The organism is Streptomyces sp. bgisy159 (assembly GCF_965341775.1).
Lineage (GTDB): Bacteria > Actinomycetota > Actinomycetes > Streptomycetales > Streptomycetaceae > Streptomyces.
In genome coordinates, this window is sequence record NZ_CBDQZH010000077.1 from 1 (window position 1) to 13,315 (window position 13,315).

At 67.2% G+C, this 13,315-nt stretch carries 9 protein-coding genes; 4 read left to right on the plus strand and 5 right to left on the minus strand.

The window, feature by feature from the left end; all coding sequences use genetic code 11:
* A partial coding sequence (locus ACSLTV_RS35125; protein ID WP_435613624.1) for an ATP-dependent nuclease occupies window positions 1-2,114 on the plus strand: 2,114 nt, incomplete at its 5' end.
* Window positions 2,114-3,997, plus strand: a complete 1,884-nt coding sequence (locus tag ACSLTV_RS35130; RefSeq protein ID WP_435613625.1) for a UvrD-helicase domain-containing protein — start codon at window positions 2,114-2,116, stop codon at window positions 3,995-3,997. The genes ACSLTV_RS35125 and ACSLTV_RS35130, both read left to right, overlap by 1 nt.
* Before the next feature lie 269 nt (window positions 3,998-4,266).
* Here the strand turns inward: ACSLTV_RS35130 and ACSLTV_RS35135 are convergent, their stop codons facing one another.
* The 5 genes from ACSLTV_RS35135 to ACSLTV_RS35155 all read right to left on the minus strand — a co-directional run bounded on the left by ACSLTV_RS35135 (window position 4,267) and on the right by ACSLTV_RS35155 (window position 10,657).
* Window positions 4,267-6,513, minus strand: a complete 2,247-nt coding sequence (locus ACSLTV_RS35135; protein ID WP_435613626.1) for a hypothetical protein — start codon at window positions 6,511-6,513, stop codon at window positions 4,267-4,269.
* Window positions 6,513-7,367 carry a hypothetical protein gene (locus ACSLTV_RS35140; protein WP_435613627.1) on the minus strand — a complete coding sequence of 285 codons (855 nt, stop codon included), beginning with the start codon at window positions 7,365-7,367 and terminating at the stop codon, window positions 6,513-6,515. The genes ACSLTV_RS35135 and ACSLTV_RS35140 overlap by 1 nt, the downstream gene beginning before the upstream one ends.
* A 25-nt stretch (window positions 7,368-7,392) precedes the next feature.
* A complete protein-coding gene (locus ACSLTV_RS35145) occupies window positions 7,393-8,235 on the minus strand; it encodes a vWA domain-containing protein (RefSeq protein WP_435613628.1) in 843 nt (280 codons plus the stop codon).
* Window positions 8,236-8,520: 285 nt separating this feature from the next.
* Complete coding sequence (locus ACSLTV_RS35150) at window positions 8,521-8,898, minus strand: hypothetical protein (RefSeq protein ID WP_435613629.1); 378 nt, start codon at window positions 8,896-8,898, stop codon at window positions 8,521-8,523.
* A 571-nt stretch (window positions 8,899-9,469) separates the two neighbouring features.
* On the minus strand, window positions 9,470-10,657 hold the full coding sequence (locus ACSLTV_RS35155; protein WP_435613630.1) for a hypothetical protein: 1,188 nt from the start codon (window positions 10,655-10,657) through the stop codon (window positions 9,470-9,472).
* Window positions 10,658-12,047: 1,390 nt separating this feature from the next.
* On the opposite strand from ACSLTV_RS35155, the gene ACSLTV_RS35160 reads away from it, so the two are divergent.
* The gene (locus tag ACSLTV_RS35160) at window positions 12,048-12,563 is read left to right on the plus strand and encodes a hypothetical protein (RefSeq protein ID WP_435613631.1); all 516 of its coding nucleotides are present in this window, start codon (window positions 12,048-12,050) and stop codon (window positions 12,561-12,563) included.
* 385 nt (window positions 12,564-12,948) lie between these two features.
* Window positions 12,949-13,315 (plus strand): sacsin N-terminal ATP-binding-like domain-containing protein (locus tag ACSLTV_RS35165; RefSeq protein ID WP_435613632.1); only part of this gene is annotated, 367 nt, incomplete at its 3' end.

Genomic DNA, 13,315 nt, shown 5'->3' on the forward strand with positions numbered 1-13,315 from the left:
TAAGCGAGTTGCCCAACCACAAGACTCCGACGCCACCCCGCCTGACCAAGGCCGTAATCCAGAATTTCAGGTTGCTGCGTGAGACCGAGCTGTCCTTCGCTGACGACGTGACATTGTGCGTCGGCCGCAACAACACGGGAAAGACCTCGCTGGCCAAATTATTCAAGCTCTTCCTGACGAAGAAAGACAGCGTGCTGCGCATCGAGGACTTCTCTGCGGAATGCTACGCGGAGTTCCTTGACGCGCACCGCCTCTACGTTGCGGGTGAGAAAGAACAGGCGCGCGGTCGGATCCCGAAGGTCACCCTGACCCTCTATATCGCATACGACGCGAACTGTGGACAGTACGGCCCTCTGGCCTCCTTCATAGTGGACCTCGATCCCGACTGCTCCGAGGTCGTGATCAGGCTCACCTATGCATTGAAGGACGGCGCCCTGGACGTGTTCCTCAGCGACCTGGTCGGCAGTGGGGACGCTGCGCCTCTTGAGCGGCTCGCCAGACGCATTCCGGCCCACTTCGGGCTGTCTGTGACGGCGGTAGACCCCACTGACGACGCGAACGTCCGCACAGTCGATGTGGCGGAAGTCAAGAAGCTCCTAAAGGTGGACTTCCTCGATGCACAGCGGGGACTGGACGACGAGGACCGGGAGGCCGCCCAGCCCATCGGAGCAATCTTCGAGAAGCTCTTTACCTCAGCGAAGGGCAGCAAGCGTGTTGAGTGGCTGGAGGATCTCGCCACGCGTATCGACGTGATGCTCACGAACACCTCCAGCGATCTCGACATCAGTCTGCAGGAGATCCGCACCCAGGTAGCGCCGGCATTGACGGCCTTCGGATATCCGGGGCTGGGGAATCAGGAGTTCGTCACTGCTGCCCGCCTGGATTCTCGGCGGCTTCTCAGGAACTTCGCACGTATCCACTATCCGGGAGCGGCTGGCGTGCGGTTTCCGGAGTCGTACAGCGGCCTCGGAACGCGCAACCTGGTGATGATGCTCCTCAAGCTCTTCGCCTACTACCGCGAACACACTGCCCAGTCCAATGAACTGGGTATTCATCTCGTCTTTCTGGAGGAGCCGGAGGCTCACCTGCATCCGCAGATGCAGGAGGTGTTCATCCAGCAACTCCTTCAATTTCCCTCTCTCTTCCCACGGCTCGATGCCCAGATGCGCGCGACCAGTCCCCAACCGGTCGGCATGACGGAGGCGACCGGTTCCGGCAGCGAGAATGGATCGCCCTGGAGCGCCCAGTTCGTGGTGACTACCCACTCGGCGCATGTAGCCAATCGGGCGCGCTTCTCGAACATCCGGTACTTCCGCAAAGAGGAAGAGGCTGCCGAGCCCGGAGACGAGCCGAGGCCGGCTCGTACGGCCATCAAGGACCTCTCCCAGGTTTCGCGCGACGAAAAATTCCTGCTGAAGTACCTGACCCTCACCCGGGCCGACCTCTATTTCGCGGACAAGGCGATTCTCGTTGAGGGCGCCAGCGAGCGTGTCTTCGTCCCAGCCGCAGAGGAAAAACTCGCAGCGCGAAAGCCTGACACAGCTCGCTCGCATCAGTATGTGACGTTGATGGAGGTAGGCGGCGCGTACGCCCACAAGTTCTACCCCCTGCTGAGGATCCTGGGCATCCCAACCCTGATCATCACTGATCTCGATCCCATCGACGCAAGCGGTCCCAAGACCCGCAAATGCACCGTGTCCGAAGGAGGACACACATCCAACCAGTCCATCCGGGCATGGTTCGACGAGACGGGCGAGACCAAGGTGGCCGAACTACTCAGACGCGCCGAGGCAGATGCACCCGTAGCCGCCAACCTTTGCCTCGCCTACCAGGTGCCCGAGCAGCCCGGAGATCCATGCGGCCGTACCTTCGAGGACGCCTTCGTACTGGCCAACCCGACTCTCTTCGGTCTCTCCCGGCGTAGAGCCACGTCCACGAACGAGAGCCTGGAAAAGAGAGCCCGCGACAAGGTGGACGGCAAGGGCAGCAAGGTCGACTTTGCCCTCGAGCACGTCCTTGGCGAACACGACTGGGAGGTGCCGAAGTACATCAGGCGCGGTCTCGAATGGCTCATGGCACAGGACGGGACGGCGACGAAGACGGATGGCGAGTGATGACGGCACGTCCCGAAGAGATGGTGCACGGCAAGCGCGTCGTCACCGTGGCCGAGTCGGAAGCGCAGACGGTACGGGAGACGATCCTGACCGCATTGCGGGAGGGCAGCCACTTCAAGTTGGAGGCCGGCGCCGGTGCGGGCAAGACGAGCTCGCTGATTGAGGCACTTCAGAGCATCCTCGCCGACCGAGACCGGTACCTCCCGCGACGGGACCAGCGCGTCGCCTGCGTCACCTACACCAATGTGGCCCGCGACGAGATCATCAGTCGCACCGACGGCAGCCCGTCCGTCTTCGCCGACACCATCCACGGCTTCCTGTGGCAACTGCTCTCTCCCTTCCCCAAGTACCTGCTGCGCTACGTCGTCGAGCTCGATGCCATGCAGTCCAGGCTGGAAGGGCGAACATCACTGGACGGCTACACGGTCGATTACAGCACCGGCTACCGGAAGGTGGACCACGACACACTCCACGTTCAACTGGCGCACGACGACCTCCCTGCCCTGGCTTGCAAGTTCTTCGCCCTCCCCAAGTTCCGGGCCCTGGCCGCCGACCGGTTCCCCATCGTGTTCGTCGACGAGTACCAGGACACCCCTGCCGGTCTGGTGGAGGCCATGTTGGGCACGCCGGGTGAGGAGACTCCCCTCCGTGGTCCCCTCTGTGGATTCTTCGGTGACCACTGGCAGCAGATCTACGACAAGGTGTGCGGGACCATCGACGACCCGCGCGTGAAACCGATCGTCAGGAGGCGCAACCGCCGGTCGCAGCGCGCTGTGGTGGATCTCCTGAACGCGATGCGCCCTGAACTGGAGCAGACCACGAGCCCGGGAGCAGGTGAGGGGAGCATCACCATCTACCACACCAACGACTGGGCCGGTACGAGGCTCACCCACCACCGGAAGGGACAGATAGGCTGGGATGCCGCGCACGCGGCCCGCGGCTGGGCCCTGGAAGACGCCCGCCGACGCCTGTGGAACACCGAGGTATCCGATGGCTTGGACGGAGGGCGGGCGGCAGCGCCCAGCACGAAGATCCTCATGCTCACGCACGAGACGATCGCCGGCGAACTGGGCTACCAGCGACTTCACCAAGCCTTCCGGCGCAACGAGTCCTATGTGAAGAAGGAGGACCACGTCATGGCCTTCTTCCTGGACGTCCTGGAACCCGCACTACTTCATCACCGGAACAAGCGCTACGGCGCGATGTTCGACGCGTTCGGCCAACGCTCGCTTCTGACCTCCCCCGCCGACAAGCACGCCTGGGCGGCCCTCCTGAAAGAGCTCGAGAGGACCCGTGAGGATGGCACTGTTGGCGACGTCCTCGACCTCTGCCTGAACCAGCAGCTGTTTGATGGACTAGGAAAGGTCCGTGAACGCCACCGTAAGTCGGTGCCACTGGCCAACAGCGAATCGCAGGCCGAAAGCGACGACAAGGCCAAGGCGCGAGCGGAAGAGTACGAAGCCCTGCGTGCTGTTCCGTACGCGCAGCTAATGGCGTTGCATGACCACCTGGGCGGTGGCACACCCTTCGCGACGCAGCACGGAGTCAAAGGCCAGGAGTTCGACAGGGTGCTCGCCGTCGTCAGCAAGGGGCACACTCGCTTCCAGATCCCCGAGATGTTGGCGAATTTCTCCCGGCGTCACGGACTGCAGGGGAAGGAGCGGGAAGCCTTCGTCAGGGCGCGGAACCTCTTCTACGTGGCGTGTTCGCGGGCAAAAGAGCACTTGGCCCTTCTCTTTACCACGAAGCTCGACCCCGCTGCGCTCGACACCCTCCGGGAATGGGTGGGCGACTCACGGATCATCTCTCTGCGGTTCGATGGAGACTCTGTGATATGCGGCGAGCGCGAAATGAACAAGGCTGTCTCGCCAGTGCGCGGGTAGGCTGTCGGCCCTGGAGCGGCGGAGCATTGCCGCACAGCACCTCCGCCGTGCCTAGCGTATGGACCAGGGCGGGCGTGAGAAGAACCATCTACGACCGTGACTTGCGTAGTGAGGCGAACGAGGCACCAGGTCCGCTTCCTGCACGTTCGTGAAGATCTCACCCGTGGTTTCTGGGGCTCCTGATTACCTGGTGCCGCCATCTACCTTGCCCGCGCGCACCCAACTCTCGCCCAGCCCTGCCCACGCTGCATACTCGCCTCGGGCCTGGTTCAGTGGCCCGTCAACAGGAATGTGACGTATTTCCGGACACCGAGGTTGCGTCGGGTCTCCGTCCGTGCAGTGCTGAGTTCGCCCTTCACTCTCGCTCGTTCCGCCTCGGCGCCGCCCAGCTGCTTCTGGCGTTGCAACAGCTCGGCCCGCTTGCGCTGGGTCTCCATAGCGCGCTGCTGTCGGTCGGCAGTGAGCCGCTGCCGTTCGTCGGTGATCTGCTTCTGGAGGGCGTCCCGGTCCTGCTGGGCCTGGACCTCCGCCTGCTTCACCTCCCGGTCGTACTGCGCCCGCAGCGTGGCGATCTCCGCGCGGATCCTCGTCAGGGCGGGCCCGGGCAGCTTGGCGGGTGCGGAGGCCCTGGCCCGTTGCTCCAGGGACCGCCGCCATGCGTCGAGGGCGCTCGCCCGCGCTTCGCCCACGCCGGACACGCGGACGTGGTGGCCGCCTGGGCGGACGAAGTAGGCGACACGGCTCCCGGAACCCTGGCTCTGGGAGTAGGACACCCCCGTGAAGTCGGCCGCCGTGCGGATACCGGCCTGCACCAGAGCCCCGACCGTTTTGGCGCCCATGTTCGGCAGTGACCGCGCTTCCTGGATCGAGGTGGCGCGCAGCTTCGCCTCGACGTGCTGGCGCACCGCGGGTTCCAGCGCGGCGGCGATCATGCTCTGCTCTCTGGCGGGCAGCTCCGCCTTGCGCTTGCGGGACTGGTCGGTGCGGCGGTTCAGCTCCATGGTGATGCGGGCCAGTCCGTCGCGCAGGTCGGTCTGGAGGGTCTGGATGCGCTTGTCAGTGGCCGCGCCGTCCTTGGCCGTGGCGGCGTCCAGCTTCCGGATCTCCTGCTCCAGCCGCCGGTGGGCGCCCGCCGGATCCTTGAGTTCGCGTGCCCGGCGACGTAGTCCCCGGACCCGTTGGCGGGCGGTGTGGTACTCCGGCCTGAGCCGCCGGCCCACGCCGATCAGGGCGGCCGAGACGAGTAGGGCGGACCCCTGCGCGGCAGGCAGGTAGCCCTCCGGCTGTCCGACAGTGACCGCGAGCACGCCGGGGGCGGCGGTGCTCAGTACGGCGGTGGCCGCGGCCGCCAGGTCGCGAGGGCGGCGCCCGGTGAAGCCCGTGGCGGGGGCCGGAGCGCCGGTCGGCACCGCTCTGGCGGCGGCCGGCGCCACGCGGTCCACCAGCCAGGCTGGGATGGCCCCCGAAGGTGCGGTGGCCGGGGCGGCCACGCTCGTCCTACCACCGGTCGTCGTCGGAGCCGCGGCGCCACCATTCCCGTTGCGGCGCGGGGCGGGCAGCGTGAGCGCGTCGGCGGTCAGGCGGGGCAGCGCAGAGCAGGGTCGCCCGAGGAAGCCCCTGACGCGGTCCGCCTCCGCGCGGAGCCGTTGGTCGAAGTGGCCGAGGAGCAGTGGCCAAGCCAGGGAGGTCGCCGGGTCCTTGAAGTCGGACTCGGAAAGGATCAGGTACTCGCCTTGGGCGTCGTGAAGCTGGGTCCACAGGCCGGGGTCGGCGGCCACGGCGAGCAGGGAGAGGTGGATGAGCCAGGCCGAGAAGCGGTCCATGGCAGGCCCGAAGTCGGCGGCGCCGCGCTGCGGCGACTGGTAGTTGCGGTGGCCGTTCTCCGTCGCCGCCTCGCCCTTGAGGGCGGGGACGTACATGCCGTCGTAGTCGACGAGCCGGAGAGTGTTGTCGTCCGCCACGAGGATGTTGCCGTGCTGCAGGTCGCCGTGGGCGATGCCGTGGTCCTCCAGGTCGCCCGCCAGCGCGAGGAAGCGGTCGGCGAGGGCGTGGACGGCAGCCGAGTCGTGGCGGTGGCGGTCGATCCACGAGATGAGGTCGGTGCCCTGCACCCACGCCATCCGCACCACCGGGAACCAGTCGCCGAGAGCCAGGACGCCCTGCTCCAGGAACTCGAAGCGCACAGGCCACGGTTGGGAGAGGCCACCGGTGTCGAGGGCGCGCAGGGCAGCGCTGATCGCGGTGTAACGGACGCCGATGGCGGAGGTGTCCCGGGTGAAGCACTTGAGCGCGTAGCGCTGCCCGTCCCGCGCGGTGACGGAGAAGACGCTGGCGAAGTTGCCAGAGATTGCCTTGGGTCCGAGGACGGGGCTCTGCTGGACGGTTCCGTGCCGGAGATCGGGATCGCGGAAGCAGAGTTCGGGGTGCTGCAGGGCCTCCGCGTAGTTCGCGCCCGTGGGGAACTTCCGGACAGCACCGGTTCCGGTGGCGGGGCGACCGCCGCGGGACACAGCCATCACGCCTCCGTTCTCACCCGGATCCGGATCAGGGTCACGTCGTCGTTGCGCATGAGCCCACGCGCCCGCTGGTCCTCCACCCACTCCGTGAAGGGCTCATCGCCCACCTCGGCAAGCGTGGCAAGCACGGTGCCGGGCGCCCGGTGCCCGTGGTGCGGGGACAGCAGCCAGGCGGCCAGCGCGTCGCTGGCCAGCAGCACCTCGTCGCCCGGCGCCAGGGTGCCGTGGGCGAGCCGCAGCCGCTCGGCCACCAGGGCCGTGTCGTGGTTACGGCTGCCGAGGAGCTGGGGGGTGATGCCGAAGCCCTCGACGTCCTCGACGGGGAAGGCCCGCCGGACGACACCGTCCCGCAGGTGGAACAGGCAGCTGTCGCCCAGGGCGAAGGCGTGCCAGGACCAGTCGGCCCTACCACCACCGGACACGGTGGCTCGGACCTCCACCCCTAGGACGGTCGCGAACGCGCCCTTCTCCAGGCCAGGTTGCTCGTACCATGTGATGGGCCGGCCACGGGCGTCGCGCTCCGCCCGGTACCACTCGAGGTACGCCTCCCAGCGAGGCGCGGACCGCTCCATGAGGTCGAGGACGAACGTGTCCACGTCGTCCCACCAGTCACGGCCGAGGGACATCGACTCGACGGCGTCCGCGACGAGACGCTCCGCCCAGGCGCCCGCGAGTAGGCTCTCCGAGGCGCCGTCGGACACCGCCGCGTACAGCGGGAGGACGGTACGGCCCTGGTCGTCGGCCCGTGCGTCCCCGACCCAGGACCGCCCGGCGTCCTCGCACTCCTTGAGCGTGTTGCCCGCCTTGGGCACCCGCAGCAGCTGGCATTCCGGCAGGGCCGAAACGTCCTCCATGGTCAGCGCAGCTCCGTCTCGGTGGTCAGCGCAGTTCGGTGGCGCGGGTGCCGATGTCGAGGAACTCCACGATGGAGGTGATGTCCGCGTTGTAGACGAAGCCCCGAGTGGTCTCGCTGACACGATGCCCCTGCGAGGCCGCGTAGGAGCGCATGTGGCTGGGCAGCACGCTGGACATCAGGAACAGCAGCCGGGCGTACGTGTCCGGCAGCCCCTCCTCGCTGTCCGGGAAGGTGACCGGTGTGCCGCCGCTTCCGGACACGTGGAGGTTGAACAGGAGGACCGCGCCATCGGCGGTGGCATGCGAGGCCAGCGCGATCGCGGCGCTGGTGGGATCGCCGTCGGTGGACTCGCCGTCGGTGAGGTTGAGCACGATCGGCGGGAAGCCGCTCGGGTGAGCCTCGACCCAGTTGGCCACGAGGCTGTCCGCGTAGCCGAGGGCGCGTGTCATGGGCGTACCGCCGTTGGTCACCGGGTCCATCCACACCGGGAACTGCACCGAGGTCTCGACCAGGCCGCCGGCGCCGTCCGGCACCTTCTTGGTACGGCTCTCCACCCGCGCCGGGTTGTTGGCGACCTCGCTCAGCGGAACGAGGTCGCGCCCGGCCAGCGCCCCCTGGAACGCGGAGCCGACGTGACTGTGTCCGTACCCGATCACGGCCACGTGGAAGTAGTCCCGTACGCCTTCTTCCTTGGCGCACTTGACGGACAGTTCGGTCAGCAGCCGGTTGATCGCGTCGGACACGACCTCGGCCCTCTGCTGCGTGACCTCACCGACGCCCATGGGATCGCTCATGGAGGCGGACTGGTCCACGAGGAAGATGAAGCAACCCGGATTGGTTCGGCTGATCTCTGCGGTGTACGGCACGGCGCCCCTCTTGCTGTGAAGGGGATCACCATATCGAATGACCAGTGCTTTCACACTGCCTTCACAGTCTCGATGTCGGGGAAGTGATCGGCACTCACATGCCGTTCCACCGGCCACCGGCATGAGCCCCCGACGGTCTGCTCGACGACGTTTGGATCCAAGTGCTGCTCGGCGTCTTGGAGGAGGTTTTCGATGTCTCCGGAATCGAGGCCAGTGCCTTCACCCAGGGCAGATTCCCGTCAGGGCAGATTCCCATGATCAATGACATGCGAGGCAGTCTGCTGGTTACGCCTCGTGTGGCCACTGGGGCTGCGCGGCGTTCGGGGTGATGAAGACCGCAAGGCAGCGGAACTCGCCACTTGAACCCTCCAGTTGGGTGTACTGACGCCAGGCGAGCGTGTAGGCGCCGCGCAGCACTCGGGTGTTGCCCGGGAAGGAACCGCCGGCCCACAGCAAGGTGCCGCTCAGTTCGCGGCCGTGGTGGATCCGGAACTCCTCGTCCCTGGTGGGCATCCTGCGTTGCCTGGGGCGCCACAGGGCGGCCTCGTTTGTGATGAGCAGGGCCAGCCCGTTCTGGTCCTCGCGGTCGCAGAAGCGTTCCAGCCTTCCTACGTCCCGCAGGAAGTCCCTACGCGCGACGTCCGGCGCGTTGTGTCCGCGCAAGGCGTACTCCTCGGGAGGAGTCCCGGCGGTACCCGACCAATCCCGGGTCACGTATTTGAATTCGATTGCCGTACGGCCCGCAGGCCCCAGGCACAGTAGGTCCAGGTACTCCGAGGCGTCGCTCCCGCGCACCGGGACCTCGAGACGGCACCTGACCTCCGGCGCGACCTCGCCCACGGCGAGGGCGAAACTGTGCTGGAGATCGGCCTCGGAATGGAACACCGGCCGCCGCGCGCGTAGACACTCCAGGACTTCGCCCAGTGTGGCGCTACCCGCGATCGTCTCCAGGGTGGCGGGCGGGGGAGGGGGCGGGGGTGTTGGCATCGGCGTGGCCATGACGCCATTGAAGACTGTGCGGCCTGCCCATGTCAGCTGACGTCGACTATCGTCGACAGGACGTCGGCCACATCGCTGGACGCCGAGGCGCTCATGATCCGCCGAACGCATCTTCAAAGGGGCCGATACCGAGGATGCCGTCGGGCGGCAGCGATCTCCTAAAGAAGGTTGGTACGACGGAACCCGGGCTTGCTCGACTACTGGGTGCAGCGGCGGGGTGCATCGTGACCGACGGTTATCGAGTCGCGCCTCGGGAGCACGTTCCGCACGCGGTACGGCCTCCTCTGAGGCTGGTCAGGGTGAGGGTGATGGCCGTGCTGCACCTGCAGCGGCAGCGCCACCGGTCGGTGGTCTTCCCCGGATAGGGCTCCAACGGCTCGAACCCGGCGGCGCGTGCCTCCGCGGCGGCTGTCGCGGGATCGGTTCGGCCACCGGATCGGGGGCACTTCTTGCAGCCGGTGGTTCCCGACCGGACGGATGACAGGCGCGTCATGACCTCGTTTCCGCAGGAACAGCGGCAGCGCCAACGGTCCGTGGTACGGCCGGGGTACGGCTCCAGCGGCTCGAACCCGGCCGCTCGCACTTCGGCGGACGCACGCTCGTCGGTTGCCGAGTTGAGGGCACAGAACCGGCAGCCCTTCGAACCGCTGTTGACGTTGGAGTAGGTGGGGCTGGTTTCGAGACCGCATGTGGTGCAGCGGCACCGCCACGGCGTTTGGCTGCCCGGGTAGGGTTCCAGCGGTTCGAGTCCGGCGGTGCGCATGGTTTCTCGGGCCTTCGGCGCGTTCGTGGCGGCGCGTTTCGCCTGGGTCTCCTTTGCCCGGCAAACGCGACAGCGCTGGCCCGCGTTACGGACGGCGTTGAACGTAGGACGCCCCTCGTGCCCGCAGGTCGTGCAGCGCGAGGGCCAAGTCGCGTTGGTGCGGCCGGGATATGGCACGAGTGGCTCGTATCCGCAAGCCCGCATCTCAGCGGCTGCGGCCTCCGCGTCGATGAGGACCGCAGCACGTGGTCGGCCGCCAACTCGGGGCGCATAGGGTTTTTCTGCGCTCCGTGTTTCCTCATCGACCATGGCCCAGACCTCGGCCGCCGTGATGCGGGCTGCGGAGCAGGTCTCGGTCCAGCCGTTCGGCATGACGTCGCTCGTGAGGAAAGGAACGAGTCCGGCCTGACGCAGGCGGCCCAGCACGGCCTGCTCGACGTCGTAGGCGGCTGCGCCGGTGGTGTATTCACGGGCCTGATGCAGTTGCCAACCCTGACGTTCGTGTTGGATGAGGCGAGAGGTGTAGCCGGTGCAGGCACCGATCCCGATCTTGACGGCTTTCCACTCTTGGTGGGTGATCACGTAGACCTTCGACTGTCCTGACAGGTCGATGCCGTGGGTGGCACAGAACTTGCATCCTCCACCAGCACGGATCTTCATGAGCGTCGGGGAGACCTCGTTGCCGCAGGCTGTGCAACGGCACCGCCACGCAGTCACCGAGGTGGCATACGGCTCCAGCGGCTCCAGCCCAGCCGCGCGCATGGCAGCCACCGCGATGTCCGGGTCGGTCTTTCTACCCGCTGCCGCCCTCACGTCGGCACAGTGCCGACAGCCGCCCTGGCCCGCCAGAATGCCGCCCAGACTCGGTGACGTCTCACGCCCACAGCCGTTGCAGCGACACCGCCACGCCTTGTCACGACGCCCGGCGTACGGTTCGAGCGGTTCCAGGTCAGCGGCACGCATGGGGGCCTCGGCTTCGTCCGCGGGCCAGCGGCGTCGGCCACCCAGGGAGGGAGGGCAGTACGGGCATGCCCGAAGGCCGCGCCTGAGGTTACTCAACCTGATCTCGACGTCTCGGCCGCACGGCAGGTGGCGGCAGTGCCACAGCCCGCTCGGTCCCGGGTAGGACTCCAGCGGCTCGAGGTCGAAGTCCTTCGCCTCAATTGCGGCCCGGTCGCCGTCCGTGCGGGGCAGTTCGCGGCGACGCGACCATGCCCGGCTGATGCCCTGCCCGGCGTTCTTGCGCCCGCACGGGCCGCAGCCCCCTTGTCCGCCCTTGACCGACCCATGAGTGGGTGTCCCGATCGTGCCGCATGTTGTGCAGCGGCACCGCCAGGGCATGTCGGTCCCGGGATAGGGCTCCAACGGTTCCAGACCCGCCGACCTCATGAGCGCGGCGGCCTGGTCCGGATCGACCGGCGCGTTCGGCGCGCACCATCGGCACGGTCCCCCTCCGCGTTTGATGTACGAGTAGCGCGGCTTGACCTCCCGACCGCACGGCACGTGCCGGCAGCGCCAAGTGGATGTGGCCCCGGAATACGGCTCCAGCGGTTCCAGGCCGGCCGAGCGCATCAACGCCACCGCCTCCTCCGGAGGAATCGGAGCCGTGCCTGAGCAGTACCGGCAGCCGCCCTGCCGGCCCGCGGCAATGTTGCCCAGCCGCGGTGACACTTCTCTCCCGCACGCTTCATGGCGGCAGCGCCAGGGCTTATCACTTCCTGGATAGGGCTCCAGCGGTTCGAGCCCGGCATCCCGCATAATCAGCACCGGATCGCGTGGATCCTTCCGCGGACGTCCCGTCGCCACCCGGCCTCCTTCTGAAGTGCCCACTTCCGGGGTGAGGATCGCATGCGGCACTGACAACAGCCCTGTTCGCGTCGCGAGCTTGGGGCGGGCTTCCTCGCGGCGGCCTTCTTGCTTGGCCCTGCCGGGCTGTCCTGTTCGTGGCCTTCGGCAGCTTGTGGACGTTGGCAGGCCCGTTTTCACCGCGAGGAGACTTCGCTCGGGTGGGGACTCGTTCAGGGCGGTCATGAGGTCCGATGAGCTGTTCATGGAACTGTGGCCCGAGCGCCGACGCGAGGCACTCGCACTGCTCAGCAGAGCACGCCGTCAGCGCCGGCACGGGGCCGTGCGGATCGTCGTCCGGCATCTACACAAGATCCCCAGTGCACGCCACACCGCTGAAGACATCGCCCACATTCTGGCCATGAGAGACCGGCAACCCTGGGCACAGTACGAACTGGCCTTGTGGATGTACGAGCGACTCGAAACAACTGAGGAGGGACTGCCCCCGCTGGAGAGCATTCCCGACGAGGTGTTCGCGCTCATGGAAGCTGCAGCGGCTCATCACCAAGACGCACGCCGCTTGTGGGGACAGCTCCTGAGTCGCATGGGGAGGGAGTACGAAGCCCGCGAGGCCCTGTTCGCCGCTGTCGACAGCGGCGACTACACCATCGTCACCCACGGCGAACTCGGTGAGCACCTGTTCCCGGACCAGCCGACCAAGGCCGAGCAGTTGAAGATGTACGGCCTCACCGCTGAGGGAGAGCCACACGACGTCTGGTAGTCCAACGACCAGGAGCTACGGCCATCCACTGCTCGACCAGTTGCCCGCGATCGAGTCCGCTCATCCATCTCAGAGCCCGACTAAAGGGTGTTGCAGAAGCCTATGATCAGGCAGGTCGGAGCGGTGTTCGGGCCTGCTTCTCGGGATCAGTCCGGAAGGCCCTACCCAATGGGCCCGCGTCGGGATCCGCTTGCCCGCTACCCGGCTTGCAGCGTACGAGCGCTTTGATTAAACGGGCATGCTACGCAGCCACAGGCCGCCGGTGTCAAACGCCCTTCAGGGCTCCTCCTCGCTCAGTAGGATCACCGACAGAGTGGGGCGGGAGGCGCACGGGGTGGGGCGCAGCGGTATGGCAGCGGGGGGCCGGCGACCGTCGGCGGAGCGTGTGCGGCAGCGCCGGTCGGCCGCCGTGCGCAGGCGCGTGCACGAGAAGGCGCTGGTCGAGGTGCGCGGCTGTCTGCGGGACTGGGACGACGGCCGTGACGCGGCCCGCGAGGCCAAGGCCGTGGCCGAGACGATCATCGCGCCCGAGTACGAGGGCCGGGTGCTCATCGAGTTGTTGCAGAACGCGCACGACGCGCACCCGGCCAGAGCCACCGACGGACGCATCGAGATCCGGCTGGACGAGGACGAGGGTGAGCATGGCACCCTCTATGTGGCCAATTGTGGCAAGCCGTTCGGCGGCAAGAACTTCAAGGACCTGTGCAGCATCGCCTTGTCCAGCAAGCGTGCCGACGCCGGGATCGGCCATA